The organism is Paucihalobacter ruber (genome assembly GCF_006494535.1).
GTDB lineage: Bacteria > Bacteroidota > Bacteroidia > Flavobacteriales > Flavobacteriaceae > Paucihalobacter > Paucihalobacter ruber.
Window position 1 is genome coordinate 554,934 of record NZ_VHIQ01000001.1, and the last position, 19,005, is coordinate 573,938.

The following is a 19,005-nucleotide window of genomic DNA, read 5'->3' on the forward strand; positions in this document are numbered from 1 at the left end:
CGGAATGGCAAATATGAAAGTATATTAAATTGATTTTATGATATTTAATATATTTTATAAACATCTAAAGCGAAGCATTCACCCGCATTTTTGAATGAACCAGTCGGTAGCAATAAAGCCCACACCATCCAAGAAAACCAGATGAATGTGTCAAAATGTACGGATACGAAAAAATATTAATTCCAGATTGAAATAACTATTTCAATAGATAATTATTTAATATTTCTAATTTGTTTTTCCCACTCCCAGGCAGAAGCCATGGCTTCATCTAATGACAGCTCGGCTCTCCACCCTAAATCTTCATTAGCTTTGGTGGTTTCGGCATATGCCGCAATGACATCGCCTTCTCTTCTACCTACAATTTGATAATTTAATTTTTGACCCGTAACGCGCTCAAAAGATTGTACGACCTCTAAAACAGAGCTGCCTTTACCGGTGCCTAAGTTAAAAATCTCACAATTAGATTTATTTTTGTGTTGAAGTAATCTTTGCAATGCCACCACATGCGCTTTCGCAAGATCAACCACATGAATGTAATCTCTAATACAGGTACCATCTTCGGTAGGATAATCGTCTCCAAAAACAGACAGTTTTTCACGTAAGCCGGCAGCAGTTTGGGTAATAAACGGCACCAAATTTTGAGGTACACCAAGAGGTAACTCGCCAATTTTCGCACTTGGATGCGCACCAATAGGATTGAAATATCTCAAGGCAATGGCTTTAAATTTTAGATCAATTTTACACAAATCCTTAATGATTTCTTCTCCAATTTGTTTGGTGTTTCCGTAAGGAGATTCGGCTGGTTTTACCGGTGCATTTTCTGAAATTGGCAATGCATCGGCTTGGCCATATACGGTACACGAAGAACTAAAAATAAAATTAGCATCGGCCAATTGGCGCAACTCTTGAAGCAAATACACCAATGTACTGATGTTGTTTTCGTAATAAAGCAAGGGTTCCTGAACACTTTCGCCCACCGCTTTACTGGCTGCAAAATGTATGATGCCCTTTATATTTGGATAACGTTTAAAAAAATCTTGAACTTTTGGTTTTTCTCTTAAATCGAACTTCTCAAAAATTGGTTTCTTGCCAGATATTTCGGTAATACCATCTAAAACATCTATCGAAGAGTTAGATAAATTATCTATGATAATAACTTCAAAACCTTCGTTTTGCAATTCAACTACGGTATGAGAACCTATAAAACCGAGTCCGCCGGTAACAACTATTTGCATTAATTATTCTGATTTAAAAAATTGATAACTGTATTAGTAATGAATTGAATTTGGTCATCGTCTAATTCGGTGTGCATGGGCAACGAAATAACTTCGTCAGACAATTGGTTTGTTACTTCAAAGTCGGCTTCGTTATAACGTTCGTCTGCGTAAGCCTTTTGTCTGTGTAACGGAATTGGGTAATAAATACCATGAGGAATACCCTTTTCAGCTAAATGTTGTGCCAGTGCATCTCTGTCGGCATTGACAATCTTCAAAGTATATTGATGAAACACATGGCAGTCGCAAGTGCTGCAAATACCATCGCAAGTTGATAATCCTGTTGGTGTGATAATATTTGGGTGATTTTTAAATGCGTCGTTATATTTTCTGGCTGCATTTCTTCTGGCGTTGTTATACGCATCTAAATTGGGTAATTTGGCATCTAAAACCGCTGCCTGTATAGCATCCAATCTCGAGTTAACACCCACCACATCGTGATGATAACGCACATACATACCGTGATTAACAATACCGCGAATGGTATGCGCCAATTCGTCGTTATTGGTAAAAATGGCACCGCCATCACCATAACATCCTAAATTCTTTGAAGGAAAAAATGAGGTACAACCAACATCGCCAATCACGCCGGCTTTTACTTTGCTGCCATCTTTAAAAGTATAATTAGCGCCTATGGCCTGAGCATTATCTTCGATGACGTATAAATTATGTTCTTTGGCAAGTTCCATCACATCTTCCATATTAGCCACCAGACCAAACAAGTGAACAGGTACAATAGCTTTGGTTTTGGGTGTAATGGCCCTTTTTAAAGCTTCAATATCGATATTAAAATTAACCGGATCTACATCAACCAAAACCGGTGTAAGTTTTAGCAGCGCAATCACCTCAACGGTTGCCGCGAAGGTGAAATCGGCTGTAATCACCTCATCGCCTTGCTCCAAACCAAGTCCCATAATGGCAATTTGAAGCGCATCGGTACCATTGGCACAAGGGATTACATGCTTCACATTAAGGTAATTTTCCAGATTTTTTTGAAACTCATGAACTTTTGGTCCGTTTATAAACATTGCTGAATCAATTACTTCCTGGATGGACGCATCTACTTCGGCTTTAATTGGCTCATATTGACGCTGCAGGTCAACCATTTGAATTTTTCTCATAAAAACAATTTGAAATTTACGCACCATCACAACGGTTTGGTACGCCAAGCGAAAATACAAAATTTAGCCCGCTAACACTAATTCAAGTTTAAGAAAAGAACTGTATTTTAGCACAAATAAATTGAGTTTGCACACATTTTATAACATAGTTATTGCGCTTTTAGAAGTGATTTTAAAAATCGGGTCGCGATTTGATTTAAAGTTAAGACAAGGTTATGTTGGCCGAAAGCAAACATTTGAGCGTTTGGCGCAACATATAACGGTTCAAGATAAGGTTTTCTGGTTTCATTGTGCTTCATTAGGCGAATACGAACAGGGCTTACCGGTTTTTGAAGCGTTGAAACAGAAACGGCCGGACCACAAGGTTGTACTTAGCTTTTTTTCACCTTCGGGTTATGAAATTAAACAAAACGCCGAAATTGCCGACGTTGTAGTTTATTTACCAACAGACAGTAAAAGCAATGCTAAAAAGTTTTTAGACCTGGTACATCCCGAACTAATTGTATTTGTTAAGTATGAAATTTGGATTAATTACCTTTTTGAAATAAAAAACAGACATTATAAAGCCATTTTAATTTCGGCCTTGTTTAGAGACCAACAAATTTTCTTTAAATGGTATGGCGGTTTATTTAGAAAAGCTTTAACAGCTTTTCATCACATTTTTGTTCAAAATGTCAACTCGCAAATTTTACTGGAAAACAAAGGCATTCAAAACACAACTGTTGCCGGCGATACCAGATTTGATCGAGTTTTACAAAACAAAGCTACTTCGAAACCGGTTGCGCATATCAATGAATTCATCAACGGAAAGCTTTGCATAGTTATTGGTAGTTCATGGCCCGAAGATGAAATTATTTTGTCTCGATATATCAATCAAACCAAACACGATGTGAAGTTTATTTTCGTGCCACATAATGTTAATACATCACATATCAATCACATAAAAAACTTATTAAAAGTACCAACCATTGTGTTTTCTGAAGCAGATTCAGACAACTGTGTTGAGATGAAAGTAATGATCGTTAACAAAATTGGTCTGTTGCGTAATTTATACAACTTTGGAGATATTGCTTATGTGGGCGGCGCCATGGGAAAAACAGGATTACATAATATACTTGAACCGGCTGTATTTGGGATACCCATTATTATTGGAAAGAACTTTGCAAAATTTCCTGAAGCCAAAGCCATGATCAAAAATGGCGGTGTAATAAGTATTGACAACTATAAATCATTAGCCGCTGAACTAGAAGACCTTATTACGAATGATATTGCGCGACGAGATAAAGGTCAGAAAAACGCGAACTTTGTTAACCTAAATTCGGGTGTCGTGTCAAAAATTATTGGCATTATTGAATTGTAGTACCCTAATTGTGTTAAAATAAATATAAATTTTTTCATGGTTTTTTAAAATTAAGTTCTTAATTTCGTAGTTATCAATTAACACTAAAACTATAAAAATGAAGAAATTAGTATTAAGCTTAATCATGTTAATGGCCTTAACGGTTACCTTAACTTCATGCAGAGACACTAAAGACAAAACAGAAGATGCTGTTGAAGATGCTATCGACGCTACGGGCGATGCCATTGAGGATGCAACAGATGCTGCTAATGATGCTATGGATGATGCTAGCGACGCCGCTAACGACGCCATGGAAAGTGCAGAAGATGCTGCCGAAGAAGCAAAAGATGCTGTAGATGGCGCTGTTGAGGATGCTAAAGAAGCGATTGACGGTGCTGTTAAAGATGCAAAAGACGCCGCCAACAAAGCAGTTGAAGATGCTGAAAAAACCGGTACTGATGCTATGAAGAAAGCAGCAGACAAAGTGAAACAGAACTAATTCATTTTGACGTAAAATGTTAAAAGCCTGATTTTTCAGGCTTTTTTTATATCTCTTAAGACCTCACAGGTTTCAAAAACCTGTGAGGTCTTTTATTAAGAACAAATAAGAATTTTGTTGCTATAGTGTTTTAAGATTGACATTAAGCAATGATGTCAGATCTAAAGAACCTGTTAATACATCCTATAACTAAATCTAAATAGAAGATGTAACCAATCTAAATGCCTGCTTGGCAATCTCCAATTCTTCATTAGTAGGTATTACAAATATTTTCGCCCTAGAAGAATCGCTGTTGATTTCTCGGAGTATGGCCGATTTGGTTTCATTTTTAGTTGCGTCTAATTTTATGCCAAACACCTCCATATCATCACACACCAGTTGCCTCATCAAACTAGAGTTTTCACCAATACCGGCTGTAAAAATTAACGCATCTAACCCGTTCAGGGCTGCTGTATAGGCACCAATGTATTTTTTAATTCTATAGGCATTCATTGCCAAAGCCAACTTACAATCTGTGTTGCCTTCTTCGGCTTTTGCTTGAATATCTCTTAAATCGCTGTATCCGGTTAAACCAAGCATACCACTCTTTTTGGTGAGTAAATTATTGACTTCGGTAAGTGAGTATCCTAAATTTTCAACCAAATAAAAAATTATGGCATGATCAATATCGCCACTTCTGGTACCCATAATTAAACCATTAGAAGGTGAAAACCCCAAACTATGGTCTACACTTTTACCATTTTTACTGGCAGTAATGCTGCAGCCGTTCCCCAAGTGAACAGAAATGATTTTTGATGTTGCTAACCCTAAGTATTCTATAGCTTTTTCTGTTACATATTTATGACTGGTACCGTGAAAACCGTACAATTGAATACCGTGTTCAGCTGTTAAATGTTTAGGAATGGCATACTGTTTGGCTTTCTGTGGAATGGTTTGATGAAATGCCGTGTCGAAAACAGCAACTTGTGCAGCCTGAGGAAAAAGCTGTTCTGCCACCAAAATTCCTTCAAGATTATTAGGGTTATGTAATGGTGCCAGGCTCGAAAAATTTTTAATTTCCTGTTTGACTTCTGCAGTAATCAAAGCAGTATCTGAAAATGAATTTCCTCCATGAACAACGCGGTGTCCCACGACATTGATTTCGCTGGTATCATGAATCACACCGTTTTGGGAATTTTGTAATAAATCTATAATTTTCTGCAAACCCTCATTATAGGTTTTAATATAAGATGATTTTTTAATGTTGATTTCTTTGGTTTTATAATTAAGAACAGCATCTTTTTCGCCAATTCGCTCTACGATACCGCTGCATACCAGTACTTCTGAGGGCATTTGAATTAATTGAAACTTGATGGAAGAACTTCCTGAATTGAGCACTAAAATATTCATAAACCTGCTGTATTTTAAGAGTTTTGAGCCTGTATGGCAGTTACAATAACTGTGTTGAAAATATCATCTACCGTGCAGCCTCTGCTCAAATCATTAACCGGCTTGTTCAAACCTTGAATAATAGGACCAATAGCCAATGCTTTGGTTTCGCGTTGTACGGCTTTGTAGGTGTTGTTACCCGTGTTCAAATCAGGAAAAATAAATACGTTGGCGCGTCCTGCGACTTCTGAATGTGGTAGTTTTATTTTACCAACATTAATATCTACTGCGGCATCATACTGAATTGGTCCTTCAACTTTTAAATCTGGTCTTTTACTTTTAATAATTTCGGTGGCTTTTCTTACGCGCTCCACATCGGCTCCTACGCCCGAAGTACCCGATGAATAAGACAACATGGCAATTTTTGGTTTAATATCAAACGCCATGCTCGATTCTGCCGACGAAATAGCTATCTCGGCCAGTTGCTCTGCAGTAGGATTTGGATTAATGGCACAATCTCCATAAACCGAAACCCGATCTTCTAAACACATAAAAAACACAGAGGAAACAATTGATGCTTCAGGTTTAGTTTTAATAAACTGTAATGCCGGTCTTATGGTGTGTTGTGTTGTGTGTACTGCGCCTGAAACCATTCCGTCGGCATGACCGTGATACACCATCATGGTGCCAAAATAAGACACGTCTTCCATCAAGTCTTTAGCCATGGCAAGGTTCACATTTTTATGTTTACGAAGCTCGTACAAGGTATTGGCATAAAATTCAAAATTATCAGATTCAACAGGATTGATAACATTAATACCGTTTAGATCTAATCCGAGATTAAGCGTAGCAATTTTTTCTTCTATTTGTTTTTGGTCGCCAAGCAAAGTGATTTTTACCACATCGAGATCTTTCAGGTGCTTGGTAGCTTTTAAAATACGCTCGTCTAATCCTTCGGGTAAGACAATATGTTTTTGATTAGATTTTGCCTTTTTTAATAAATTGTACTGAAACATTCTGGGCGTAACCCCATTCGATTTAAAGGTGATGAGTCGTTCAATTAACGCTTCAACCTTCACAAATTTCTCAAAATCGTTGATAGACGTAGTTATTTTTTGTGTATTTCCGGCATAGATTTGAGATTTAATCATACCTATTCTATTCGCTACTGAAAACGTACCCTCTTGCACAGATATAATTGGCACCACATCAGAAAGTCCTTCGATAAGACGTATAATGGTTGGTTCAGGAATCAAGCCACCTGTAAGAACAATACCTGAAACAGCAGGATAATTCTCTGAAATATTGGCTTGCAAGGCACCTAAAATAAGATCGGCTCTGTCTCCCGGTGTAATGACCAGTCCGTTCTCCTGCAGATGGGTTAGATAATTTCGTAATTGCATGGCACCAACGCTAAACGATGCCGCCTGATTATTGATAGATGATTCACCAAACAAGACTTTTGCGTCGAGTTCATCTACAATTTCCTTAATGGATGGATTGGCCAAAACCGGGTTTAGTGGTATAGCGCTAACAATAACATCTTTAGGCAGGTATTGCTCTAATTGTGTTACTACCAACTCCAAATTTTCGGTTTGAACTTTATTAGCAATTACCGATAACACTTCAACGCCTTTATCTTTAAAAGAATCATAGGCCATTTGTATGTTTCCCGTAAGTTCATCGATAGTTTTGTTCTTACCGCTGGCAATAATAATGGCCGGAACACCCAAATTTTTAGCAATCACCACATTAATATCTAACTCGATGATAGCACCTTCACCTTCAAAACTAGTGCCTTCAACCAGCACAAAATCGAAACGATCTTCCAGGGCTTTGTACTTTTCTATAATTCTACCAATGATCTCGTCATCCTTATTCTCGTTTTTCATTTTAATGACCTCGCTTCTATGAAAAGCGTAAGCATCTTCAAATGAAATATTTAAATTAAAGTAACTGTTAACAGTATTGATATGATTGTCGATTTCACCCTCTTTAAGGTCGTCAATAATCGGTCTAAAATAACCTACCTTGGCTGCTCTTCCCAATAGGGAATGCATTAAACCTAAGGAGACAATTGATTTTCCGCTGTTAGATTCTGTGGTGGCGATATAGATGGCTTTGCTCATTTTTACGGTGTTCTAAATAAATTTGTTATGGTTTCTGTATCAATAAGTCAGCAAAATTAAGGCAAAAAAAGCATGAGGTTTATGATAATTATTAGAATTGTTAGATTTAGTGTTCAATTTAATGTGAAAAAGCGATGTTACTTCCAGCTTCAGATTAAATAACAGAATTCAAGCTTACAAAAGAATATAGCCATATTTAGTACTTAAAATAACAGCTATAATTTTGGGATTATTTAAGTCAAAAATCAATTTTCGGAAAAGAAAATATTCTGTAGATCAACATAAATTTTGTTTTCACGGCATTTATTCCTACTATTTATTACCTTTAAAATATTTAACTTAAAATTAAAATTTATGAAAATTACAAAAATAGTAGGTATACTTTTAATAGTGGCAGGCGTTTTCTTGGGGTATTTAGGAATAACTAAAATTGTTGATAACAGTGCCGAGGTGAAAATTTTCGATTTAGAAATTGATGTTTCTAACGAATCCGGAAAGGAACAGGGATATGTTTATTTGGGTATAGCTGCGCTGTTATTTGCAGGTGGCGTGTATTCATTAAAGAAGAAATAAGTTTGTAAGAGATAAGCCAAAACCTCACAGGTTTTGAAAATCCCTGAGGTCTTTTTAAGTCTTAGCTATAAGAATCGGTTAATCTTATCAAATGCCAAATATTGCGCATAAAAAAACCGTAAAATGTTATCATTTAACAATTTACGGTTTTAGTACAGAAGGCGGGACTTGAACCCGCACGAACATTACTGCTCATTGGATTTTAAGTCCAACGTGTCTACCGATTCCACCACTTCTGCATTCGGTATTTTACTTGAGCGAAAGACGGGATTTGAACCCGCGACCCTCACCTTGGCAAGGTGATGCTCTACCCCTGAGCTACTTTCGCGATTTAATGAACGTTTGCGCTATTGCGGATGCAAATTTAAAACATTTCTTATAATACCAAAGCCTTTTGTAAAAAATAATTAACGCTTAAGCTTGTTTCTTTTTTACCAACATGCGCTTTATTTCGTTTAACTTCATTAAAGCCTCAACCGGCGTTAAGGTATCTATATCGGTTTCAAGAATTTCATCCTTAATTTGGGCTAGTAGAGGATCGTCCAGATTAAAGAAGCTCAACTGCATTTCGCTGCCTAGTTGTTTGACGGTATCGGTTAGTTTTTCGCTGCTGTGAGATTGCTCTAATTGCTTTAGCATTTTGTTAGCCCTGCTAATGACTTGCTTGGGCATGCCGGCCATTTTGGCTACGTGTATACCAAAACTGTGGGCACTACCGCCGGCAACCAGTTTTCTTAAAAACAACACATTGTCTTTTAATTCCTTCACCGAGACATTAAAATTTTTAATGCGTTTAAAAGTCTCGCTCATTTCGTTGAGCTCGTGATAATGGGTTGCAAACAGTGTTTTTGGTTTGGATGGATGTTCATGCAGGTACTCGGTAATAGCCCAGGCAATCGATATACCGTCATAAGTACTGGTGCCACGCCCTATTTCATCTAACAATACCAAACTGCGATTAGAAATGTTGTTTAATATAGAAGCCGTTTCGTTCATTTCAACCATAAAGGTAGATTCGCCCATAGATATATTATCGCTGGCACCAACTCTGGTAAATACCTTATCTACCAACCCAAGTCTGGCCGATTTTGCCGGTACAAAACTGCCCATTTGTGCCAGTAATACAATAAGTGCGGTTTGCCTTAATATAGCCGACTTACCACTCATGTTTGGACCGGTGATCATGATAATTTGCTGGGATGTGGTATTTAAAAATACATCGTTGGCAATATAGGCTTCGCCGGGTGGCAGTTGTTTTTCAATTACCGGATGGCGACCTTCGGTAATATCTAAATCTAAACTTTCGTCTAAAACCGGACGTTCATAGTTTTGTGTTTTTGCCAATTGGGCAAATCCTGAAAGGCAATCTAACTTTGCAACAATAAATGCGTTTTGCTGTACGGGTTTAATATAGTCGTGCATCCACAAAACCAGATCTGAAAACAGCTGTTGCTCAATGGCCATAATGCGCTCTTCAGCACCCAATATCTTTGCTTCGTATGTTTTTAATTCTTCGGTAATGTAGCGCTCGGCACTTACTAAAGTTTGTTTTCTAATCCACTCAGACGGCACTTTGTCTTTATGGGTATTGCGCACTTCAATATAATAACCAAACACGTTGTTAGAGGCTATTTTAAGCGAAGGTATGCCCGTGCGTTCACTTTCGCGCTCTAGCATTTGGTCTAGATAATCTTTTCCTGAAATAGCCAAACTTCTAAGCTCATCTAACTCACCCGAAACACCCGGCGCAATACTGCTGCCTTTTAAAATGTTGACCGGTGCAGCTTCGTTTAGGGTGGCTTTAATTTTTTCTCTTAACAAGGTGCAGTCGTGAAGCGTATCACCTAAAATTTTTAATGACTCATTATCACTTTTTGAAGCCATACTTTTTACGGGAACAATGGCTTCTAAAGCATTTTTAAGCTGAATAACTTCGCGCGGTGATATTTTAGCAGTAGCTACTTTAGAAATCAATCGTTCCAAATCGCCTACCTGCTTGGTATAATGTTGAATTTTTTGAAGTAACTCGGGTTGTGCTAAAAAATAACTCACCACTTCATGTCGCTGATTAATGGCTTCTATGTTTTTTAGCGGAAGTGCTAACCATCGTTTTAACAATCTGGCACCCATTGGTGATACTGTATAATCAATACAGTCTAACAAGGTTACACCGTTGTAATTATTGGTGTGATACAATTCTAAATTTCTAATCGTGAATTTATCCATCCAAACATAGGCGTCTTCGGCTATTCTGGAAATGGCCGAAATATGTTTGAGTTTGTGATGTTGTGTTTCACCCAAATAATGTAAGATTGCACCAGAGGCAATAATACCTTCGTATAGGTCGTCGATACCAAAACCTTTTAATGATTTGGTTTCAAAATGCTTGGTGAGTAGCTCGTAAGTGTAATCACTTTGAAATACCCAATCTTCCAAATAAAAGGTATTAAAATCGGCGCCGAAAGTTTCTTTAAATTCTTTTCGTTGTTGTTTTGAAATGAGTACTTCGCTGGGATTGAAATTTTGCAACAGTTTATCAATGTATTCACTATTACCCTGAGCGGTTAAAAATTCGCCCGTTGAAATATCTAAAAACGACACGCCCAGCCTGTTGTTATCAAAATGAACCGACGCTAGGAAATTATTACTTCTAGAGGACAAGACCTCATCATTGAGTGCTACTCCAGGAGTTACCAATTCGGTAACACCGCGTTTTACAATGGTTTTGGTTTGTTTAGGATCTTCCAACTGATCGCAGATAGCCACACGGCAACCTGCCTTTACTAACTTTGGTAGATAGGTGTTTAGCGAATGATGCGGAAAACCGGCCAGCTCGGTTTCACTGCTACTTCCGGCACCGCGTTTGGTTAGTATGATATCTAAAATTTTAGCCGCTTTAATGGCATCTTCACCAAAGGTTTCGTAAAAATCGCCCACACGAAACAATAATAAGGCATCAGGATATTTGGCCTTAATGGCATTGTATTGTTTCATTAAAGGTGTTTCTTTGTCGGCTTTTTTAGACACAATTCTGCGGTTTAATATTACTTTTGTAAAAAATAAAGTGTGCTAAGATAACCATATTTTAGCCTTTTTTAAAGGCCGAAGCTACCAAGTTATCTACAAAAATCACAAGATTTTAACATGCGAAAACTTAAAAACAGCGAGTTAGACCGTTTAGATGTCGATGCCTTTAAGCAAGCCGAAAAAACACCCATTATTGTGGTGTTGGACAATATTAGAAGCTTGAACAATATTGGCTCTGTATTTAGAACCGCCGATGCCTTTATAGTTCAGAAGATTTATCTCTGCGGCATTACTGCCCAACCACCGCACAAAGACATTCATAAAACCGCGTTGGGCAGCACCGAAAGTGTAGACTGGGAATATGTACCAAAAACCGAAGATGTGGTGAACCGCTTAAAATCTGAAGGTGTTGTGGTCATATCAGTCGAACAAGCTGAAAACGCCGTAATGCTACATGAATTTAAACCTGAGCCTAACATTACCTATGCCTTTATTTTTGGCAATGAGGTGAAAGGCGTTTCTCAGGGAGTAGTGAATATGAGTGATGTGGTTTTAGAAATACCTCAATATGGCACCAAACATTCTTTAAATATTTCGGTGAGTTCTGGTGTGGTGCTATGGGATGTTTTTAGTAAAATGAGATTTTAACTGTGAATTTGATCCAGTACCCAAACATAATCTTCCCTGTTTTTCACGAAGTCTTTTTCTGAAATATCAATGATTTTTACATTAAAATCGGGATGGTTTTTTAAAAATTCAAGATATCCTGCATTGATTTTTTCTAAGTAGTCATCAGCTATATTTTGCTCATAATTACGACCGCGTTTTTTAATATTGGCTTGTAAACGCTCTGTGTTTTGGTAGAGATAGATGTATAAATCGGGCTTGGCAATATCTTTATATACCTGATAAAACAATTTTCGGTACAGGGCAAACTCATCTTCGGGCAAGGTAATTTTTGAAAAAATTAATGATTTAAACACATCATAATCGCTTACTATAAAGTCTTTAAACAAATCTAATTGCGACAAATCATCGCTTATTTGCTGGTACCTGTCGGCCAAAAAAGACATTTCTAAAGTGAAGGCATAGCGCTTGGGTTCTTTATAAAATTTTGGCAAAAATGGATTATCGGCAAAGCGTTCTAAAATGAGTTTCGCATTGAATTCGTGAGATATAATTGTAGCCAAACTGGTTTTACCGGCACCAATATTACCTTCAATAGCTATGTAATTATAATCTTTAAACCTGTATTGTTTACTTGGGTTTTTTAGCCAAATATTGATGGGGTCTACTTCTAGATTATCTTCACATTCACCAAGTAAAGTGGTTACATTTTTTTTAAAAACAGGATGGTATAGCTGCGAGCTTACATCCATTAACGGGACCAATACAAACTTGCGAAATTGCAACTGCGGATGCGGTATGGTTAAATTGGGGAACTCGACAATGTCATCATTAAAAAACAGTATATCAAGGTCGATTATTCTAGATTGGTAACCTTTGGTATTACTGCGCTGACGACCCATGTCTCTTTCAATTTCGAGCAAGGTCTTGAGTAATTTCTTAGCTCCCAAATAGGTTTCAACCAAAATACAGGCATTATTAAAATCGTCTGCATCAAAACCCCAGGCCTTGGTTTTATAAACTCTCGAAATTGATTTAACATACCCAATCTTTTGATGAATGGCATCTATGGCCAACTGCAGATTTCTAAAGGCATCGCCTTTATTACTACCCAAAGATATGTATGCCTGATTTTGTGGTGTCATAAGGTTTTCAAAAAAACAAAAAGTTAATAAGATTTACAGATAAATTTGAATAAAAAACTGAGATATTATTAACAACATCAACCCGAATGAAAAACCTTGCCAATTCTCACTGATTATAAATTAATTGCTTAGTTTTGTCGCTTGTTTTAAAAAACCAAATGAGTCTAAAAGACAAACTTCTTGCTCAAAAAATCTATTTGTGGCTGGCGGCCTTGTTTATTACATCGCTGGTGGTTTCGAATTTGATTTTTCAAAAGTTTTTTTACTGGTATCCTTTTGAAGTTGAAATTTTTGGTTCAAAATTATTCGAAATTTCTGTTGGCATACTTCCCTACCCAATCACCTTTTTAATCACCGATTTAATCAGTGAGATTTACGGTAAAAAACGTGCCAATCAGGTGGTGGTTGCGGGTATTTTTGCTTCGTTTTTTTCAATGGCTATTATTTACACAGCCAACGCAGTACCCGCTACAGAATGGTCGCCGGTTAACGATGAAAAATTTACAACAGTTTTTGGTGCCACAGCCATTGCCGTTTTTGCCTCGATGATGGCCTATTTATTAGCGCAATTTATTGATATACATATTTATCATTATTGGAAAAACCTCACCAAGGGCAAACATTTATGGCTAAGAAATAATTTTTCTACCTTTTCATCTCAGTTTATAGATACAGCCACTGTATTGCTGCTACTGTGCTCATTCGGGAAAATTAGCTGGGATAATTTCGCCGCATTATTGGTAAGCGGTTTTGTGTTTAAAGTACTGATTGCAATGCTTGACACACCCTTTTTATATCTGTTTGTTTTTATGTTCAGAAAACGTTTCAACGTAAAAGTAAACCAAGAGATAGAACTGTTATAAGATTACTAATTTACAGGGCTTAAAGATCTTTCTTTCCTAACTTTGCGTATATTATATAATACGTAACTTTAAATCGCTCAATCTTATGAAACTTAAAAAAGTAATAAAGATTTCGTTAATAACTTTAGGAATTATCGTTGTTGTACTGGCTGTAACGCCATTTCTTTTTAAAGATAAAATAACTGAGATGGTGAAAAAGTCTCTTAATGAAAGTGTCAATGCAAAAATTGACTTCGCATCGGTTGATTTAAGTTTACTTAAAAGTTTTCCGAAATTAAATGTAGGCATCAACAATTTATCGGTAATTAACTACGCTCCTTTTGAAGGCGATACGCTGGCATTTGTTGAAACCACCCAATTAAAAATGGGAATCAAAGAATTGTTTAAAAAAGAAGGCGAGGCCATGAGTATCAATTCAATTGACATCAATAAAGCACGGTTAAATTTATTGAACAATCTGGACGGTATTACCAACTACGACATTTCAATAGCCGATTCAACTTCTGATAACAATTCAAGCGAAAGCACACTAAATATAGATCTTGAAAATTACAGCATTTCAAACAGTAGCCTAACTTACTTCGACCAAGAAAGTGATATGGGTTTAATAATTAACGAATTCAATCACACCGGAAGCGGTAATTTTAAAGGCGAAACCTCCAAACTTATAACCAAATCAAATGCACTGGTAAGCTTTGTAATGGGAGAAACCAATTACCTCAACAAAAACAAGGTCACCCTAGACGCGGTGATAGGTATTGATTTTGGAACCAATACCTACCGTTTTGAAGACAATTCAGGCTACGTAAATAATTTATTACTGGAATTTGATGGCTTTGTGCAATTATTAGACGAAGGTCAACTGGTAGACATTACTTTTAGTAATCCCGGTGCCTCATTTAAAGACTTTTTAGCCCTGATTCCCGAAACTTATTCTAAAAATTTAAACGACGTTGAGACCAATGGCAATTTTAAATTACATGGTGTTATAAAAGGTTTAAATAATGATGACCGTATTCCGGGGTTTAATATTAATATGACTTCAAACGATGCCGCTTTTAAATATAAAAGTTTGCCCAAAGCTGTTGAGAACATTAATATAGATATTTCGGTGTTAAATGAAACGGGAATCACCGCCAACACTATTGTGGACATCAACGCCTTCAATTTTAAAATAGATCAAGACGTTTTTAAATCTGAAGCCCATCTTAAAAACATTACCGAAAATATGTTGGTTGATGCCAAATTAAGCGGTACCATTAACTTAGCCAATCTTACTAAAGCCTATCCTGTTGAACTGGATCACGAACTAAGTGGTATTTTAAAAGCCAATATCATTACAGCCTTTGACATGGAGGCTGTAACCAACAATAATTATGAACGCATTAAAAGTTCGGGAGATTTAAATTTATCTAACTTTAATTATCAACCCGAAGGCTTTGTGGATGCTTTAAACATCAACTCGGCCGGATTAACATTTAACCCTGCAACTATAATACTCACTAATTTTGACGCCTTAATTGGCAGTACAGATATTAAAATGAGTGGTGATATCAAGAATTTGTTTGGTTATGTTTTAAACAATCAAGAACTACAAGGCAACTTTAACATAAGCTCTAATCGTTTTGTAGTGCAGGATGTCTTGGCTAAAGAAACCGAAACAGTAGCTGAGGAAACAGAAAGAGTACAATTTAAAATACCTCAATTTTTAGACTGCACCTTAAATGCCAATGCTCAAACCGTAGTTTATGACAACCTCAACCTAAATAATGTGAGCGGCCAATTGAGAATTAAAGATCAAACCGTTAGCCTTAACAACATGCAAGCCGATATTTTTAAAGGGCTAATTAATTTTAACGGTTCGGTTTCAACAAGTGAAGCAACGCCTGCGTTCAGTATGGATTTAAACTTGCAAAATATGGATATAGCCCAATCTTTCGCAGGTTTGGAATTATTGCAAAACATCGCTCCTATTGCCAAAGTAATTAACGGCGCATTTAATTCTACCTTAAAACTATCAGGTAATTTAAATTCTGAAATGAGTGCCGATCTGAATACTTTAACAGGAAAATTTCTAGCGGGCATCACGCAAGCCACCGTTAACGTTCCTGACAATAACGCGCTAAAACTTATAGATAATCAACTAAATTTTGTTGACTTCAAAGACTTAAACTTAAAAGACAGCAAGTTTGATATGAGCTTTAATAACGGTGTTGTAGACATGAAACCCGTTAAATTTAAAATAAAAGATATTGAAGTAGATTTGGCCGGCGGTCATAGTTTTAGTCAAGCCATGAATTATAAAGCCACTTTTAATGTGCCTGCGAAATATTTAGGCAACGAGATTAACAATTTACTATCTCAATTGAATAGCGTAGAAGCATCTAATATTGTAGTACCGGTAGCAGCCAATATAACAGGTAACATTTTTAAACCCGAAATCAAGACCGATTTGTCCTCGAGTGTAACCAATCTCACCAAACAATTGGTTGAAATTAAAAAGCAAGAATTAATTGGCGACGGAAAAACCAAAGCAAATGAGTTAATTGGTAATCTTTTTGGCGGTAATACTACCAAACAAAAAGATAGTATTACAGTACAGGATAGCATAAAAACCAACCAGGTTGAAAATACAGTGAAAAATGTGTTAGATGGCCTGTTGAATAAAAAGAAAAAAACTAAGGATACAATTAAGAACTAAAACCGATGTGTTTTTAAGAATACCGTAAAAATCAAAGGTTTTATGTTAAGACTTAGCCAATAGTTTGGAAATGTTAAATATTATGTTATAATGGAAATAATAACTTCTAATAGCATATATGAGACAATTAAAAATCACCAAACAAATTACCAACAGAGCAGAAAAATCTTTAGACAGTTATCTGCAAGATATTAGTAAAATTCCAATGATTACCGCCGATGAAGAAGTAGAATTGGCGCAGCGCATAAAAAAAGGAGACCAACAAGCTGCAGACAAACTGGTAAATTCCAATTTGCGCTTTGTGGTTTCGGTAGCGAAACAATACCAAAATCAAGGTTTAAAATTACCCGATTTAATAAACGAAGGTAATGCAGGTTTAGTAAAAGCCGCCAAGCGTTTTGACGAAACACGAGGATTTAAGTTTATCTCTTATGCGGTTTGGTGGATTAGGCAATCGATTCTACAGGCTTTGGCCGAGCAATCCAGAATTGTAAGATTACCTCTTAACAAAATTGGCTCAATTAATAAAATTAATAAGGCCTATTCTTTTTTAGAACAACAACATGAAAGACCACCATCACCCGAAGAATTGGCCACACAGCTTGAAATGACCATTACAGATGTAAAGCAATGTTTAAAAAACTCAGGAAGGCATCTGTCTATGGATGCGCCGGTTAGAGAAGACAGTGATTTTAATCTTCACGACATGGTTAGTTCATCCAGTGAGCCTAACCCGGATGCCTCACTAATTGACGATTCACTTTCTATCGAAATAGAAAGGGCTTTGGAAACGTTGCCTCAAAAAGAAAGTGATGTGTTAAAATTATACTTTGGTTTAGGCGGTAATATGCCATTAAGCTTAAACGAAATAGGCGAAGTGTTTGAACTCACTAGAGAACGCGTGCGTCAAATAAAAGAAAAAGCCATTAGAAGATTGAGACACACTTCAAGAAACAAAATTTTAAAAACCTATTTAGGATAAAAACACATTATGATAAAAATTGAAATTAAAGAAGGCGAAAATATTGAACGCGCATTAAAACGCTACAAACGAAAACACAGAAATGTGCAGGTGATGCAAAATATTAGAGCCAATCAGTACTTTACCAAGAAATCTGTAAAGAGACGACAAGAATTACAAAAGGCAACTTATATACAATCGCTTAAAGATTCTCAGGATATTTAGATATCGTCTTGATTCATGGGATTGTCTTCATAAAAATGCTTAAATGTTTTTGTGGTGGTATAATTGTCGGTTAAAACCTTATATACCATCACAGCTACAAACACTTGACCTATTACAGTGAGATAAAATATCCAGTTAAAAGGTAAATTCATGGCGGCCATAATGGTTATTGTAATTAGTAATACAGTGGTTAGTGCTACGTAAAACATTGGTGAAACTTTCATGGCTTTATTTTTTTTTGATTAGCTCCTAACAGGATGGCTAATCCATTCTTGTTTAAAATTAAGACAAAAATATTAAACATATCAAGCTTTAACTAAACACTAACAGTTTACTGTACCGCTATTGAAACTACCAAACCTTCATTAGAGCGCACGTTAAAAACAGTATTATCTTCGAACAATAAGTACTGACCTTTAATGCCTACCAACTTGCCGCTGTAATTTTGAGATTTCAGTAAATTGAGGCTATTTGGCTTTTCAGGATAGGACAACACAGGAAAATGAATATTGGTTTCTTTATGATTCTCTAAAAAATAAGGCAAGGCTTCTTGAGGAATATACGGTTTTAACTTGTCGCGCCACACTACTAAATCTTCATCTTTTAAATCATTTTTTAGCATACTACGCCAGTTGGTTTTATCGGCAACATGATCTTTAAGTGCAACTTCGGTTATGCCTGCCAGATACCGGTTGGGCACCTCAACAATTTCAATGGCTTCGTGTGCACCTTGATCAATCCACCGGGTTGGCACCTGACTTTTTCTGGTAACACCAACTTTAACATTACTGCTATTGGCCAAATACACGATGTGCGGTTGAAGTTGTACCTGTTTTTCGTATGTCAAATCACGATCTTCAATATCAAGATGGGCTTTGCTCAACTCCGGATGCATGATCCAATCGGCGGCTTGTGGAATTTCAAAAAAACACGACTTGCAAAAACCTTGTCTAAAAATTGGCGCATCGCTGCCGCAGTTTAAGCACTGAAATTTCTCGAACTTAATTTCAATGTTTTTACCAATTAATTGATTGACATTAAGAAAGTCATCTTCAAATACCAGATAGTATGAAACGGGTTCTTTAAACTCGGTTTGCATTTTTGTTAAAACCCCGGTGTAAATCATAATAGTTTTTTGTTATTTTTAGGAACT

16 protein-coding genes and 2 tRNA genes are annotated in these 19,005 nt (G+C 36.5%); 8 read left to right on the plus strand and 10 right to left on the minus strand.

What is annotated here, in order from left to right:
• Window positions 1-212: 212 nt before the first annotated feature.
• Both galE and FJ651_RS02440 read right to left on the minus strand, forming a co-directional pair.
• The gene (gene galE, locus FJ651_RS02435) at window positions 213-1,235 is read right to left on the minus strand and encodes a UDP-glucose 4-epimerase GalE (protein ID WP_140988804.1); all 1,023 of its coding nucleotides are present in this window, start codon (window positions 1,233-1,235) and stop codon (window positions 213-215) included.
• Entirely contained in the window at window positions 1,235-2,395 is a 1,161-nt protein-coding gene (locus FJ651_RS02440; protein WP_140988805.1) for a DegT/DnrJ/EryC1/StrS family aminotransferase, read from the minus strand. The genes galE and FJ651_RS02440 overlap by 1 nt, the downstream gene beginning before the upstream one ends.
• A gap of 121 nt (window positions 2,396-2,516) precedes the next feature.
• Here FJ651_RS02440 and FJ651_RS02445 point away from each other — a divergent pair, with 121 nt between their 5' ends.
• Window positions 2,517-3,755, plus strand: a complete 1,239-nt coding sequence (locus FJ651_RS02445) for a 3-deoxy-D-manno-octulosonic acid transferase (RefSeq protein WP_246085292.1) — start codon at window positions 2,517-2,519, stop codon at window positions 3,753-3,755.
• A gap of 97 nt (window positions 3,756-3,852) precedes the next feature.
• The gene (locus FJ651_RS02450; protein ID WP_216746061.1) at window positions 3,853-4,233 is read left to right on the plus strand and encodes a hypothetical protein; all 381 of its coding nucleotides are present in this window, start codon (window positions 3,853-3,855) and stop codon (window positions 4,231-4,233) included.
• Window positions 4,234-4,428: 195 nt separating this feature from the next.
• On the opposite strand, the gene FJ651_RS02455 is transcribed toward FJ651_RS02450, so the two are convergent.
• Together FJ651_RS02455 and pta are read right to left on the minus strand one after the other, a co-directional pair.
• A complete protein-coding gene (locus FJ651_RS02455) occupies window positions 4,429-5,622 on the minus strand; it encodes an acetate/propionate family kinase (RefSeq protein WP_140988807.1) in 1,194 nt (397 codons plus the stop codon).
• A 14-nt stretch (window positions 5,623-5,636) separates the two neighbouring features.
• The gene (gene pta / locus FJ651_RS02460; protein ID WP_140988808.1) at window positions 5,637-7,730 is read right to left on the minus strand and encodes a phosphate acetyltransferase; all 2,094 of its coding nucleotides are present in this window, start codon (window positions 7,728-7,730) and stop codon (window positions 5,637-5,639) included.
• Window positions 7,731-8,084: 354 nt separating this feature from the next.
• On the opposite strand from pta, the gene FJ651_RS02465 reads away from it, so the two are divergent.
• Window positions 8,085-8,303, plus strand: a complete 219-nt coding sequence (locus FJ651_RS02465; RefSeq protein WP_140988809.1) for a DUF3185 family protein — start codon at window positions 8,085-8,087, stop codon at window positions 8,301-8,303.
• Window positions 8,304-8,456: 153 nt separating this feature from the next.
• Here FJ651_RS02465 and FJ651_RS02470 read toward each other — a convergent pair.
• The 3 genes from FJ651_RS02470 to mutS all read right to left on the minus strand — a co-directional run bounded on the left by FJ651_RS02470 (window position 8,457) and on the right by mutS (window position 11,330).
• Window positions 8,457-8,542: transfer RNA gene (locus tag FJ651_RS02470), tRNA-Leu, on the minus strand.
• A gap of 17 nt (window positions 8,543-8,559) precedes the next feature.
• A tRNA-Gly gene (locus tag FJ651_RS02475) sits at window positions 8,560-8,631 on the minus strand.
• 86 nt (window positions 8,632-8,717) lie between these two features.
• The gene (gene mutS / locus FJ651_RS02480; RefSeq protein ID WP_140988810.1) at window positions 8,718-11,330 is read right to left on the minus strand and encodes a DNA mismatch repair protein MutS; all 2,613 of its coding nucleotides are present in this window, start codon (window positions 11,328-11,330) and stop codon (window positions 8,718-8,720) included.
• Between the two features lie 117 nt (window positions 11,331-11,447).
• Between mutS and FJ651_RS02485 the strand changes: the two genes are divergently transcribed.
• A complete protein-coding gene (locus FJ651_RS02485) occupies window positions 11,448-11,978 on the plus strand; it encodes an RNA methyltransferase (protein ID WP_140988811.1) in 531 nt (176 codons plus the stop codon).
• Here the strand turns inward: FJ651_RS02485 and folK are convergent.
• Window positions 11,975-13,102, minus strand: a complete 1,128-nt coding sequence (gene folK, locus FJ651_RS02490) for a 2-amino-4-hydroxy-6-hydroxymethyldihydropteridine diphosphokinase (protein WP_140988812.1) — start codon at window positions 13,100-13,102, stop codon at window positions 11,975-11,977. The genes FJ651_RS02485 and folK overlap by 4 nt on opposite strands.
• Before the next feature lie 158 nt (window positions 13,103-13,260).
• Between folK and FJ651_RS02495 the strand changes: the two genes are divergently transcribed.
• The 4 genes from FJ651_RS02495 to rpsU all read left to right on the plus strand — a co-directional run bounded on the left by FJ651_RS02495 (window position 13,261) and on the right by rpsU (window position 17,852).
• Complete coding sequence (locus FJ651_RS02495; protein WP_140988813.1) at window positions 13,261-13,965, plus strand: queuosine precursor transporter; 705 nt, start codon at window positions 13,261-13,263, stop codon at window positions 13,963-13,965.
• An 85-nt stretch (window positions 13,966-14,050) separates the two neighbouring features.
• A complete protein-coding gene (locus tag FJ651_RS02500) occupies window positions 14,051-16,666 on the plus strand; it encodes an AsmA-like C-terminal region-containing protein (protein WP_140988814.1) in 2,616 nt (871 codons plus the stop codon).
• 118 nt (window positions 16,667-16,784) lie between these two features.
• Window positions 16,785-17,648, plus strand: a complete 864-nt coding sequence (locus tag FJ651_RS02505) for a sigma-70 family RNA polymerase sigma factor (RefSeq protein WP_140988815.1) — start codon at window positions 16,785-16,787, stop codon at window positions 17,646-17,648.
• A gap of 9 nt (window positions 17,649-17,657) precedes the next feature.
• The gene (gene rpsU, locus FJ651_RS02510; protein WP_140988816.1) at window positions 17,658-17,852 is read left to right on the plus strand and encodes a 30S ribosomal protein S21; all 195 of its coding nucleotides are present in this window, start codon (window positions 17,658-17,660) and stop codon (window positions 17,850-17,852) included.
• Here the strand turns inward: rpsU and FJ651_RS02515 are convergent.
• Entirely contained in the window at window positions 17,849-18,076 is a 228-nt protein-coding gene (locus tag FJ651_RS02515) for a hypothetical protein (RefSeq protein WP_140988817.1), read from the minus strand. The genes rpsU and FJ651_RS02515 overlap by 4 nt on opposite strands.
• Window positions 18,077-18,183: 107 nt before the next feature.
• Window positions 18,184-18,978 (minus strand): DUF2797 domain-containing protein, encoded by a 795-nt coding sequence (locus FJ651_RS02520; RefSeq protein WP_140988818.1) that lies wholly within the window; start codon window positions 18,976-18,978, stop codon window positions 18,184-18,186.
• Window positions 18,979-19,005 lie beyond the last annotated feature (27 nt).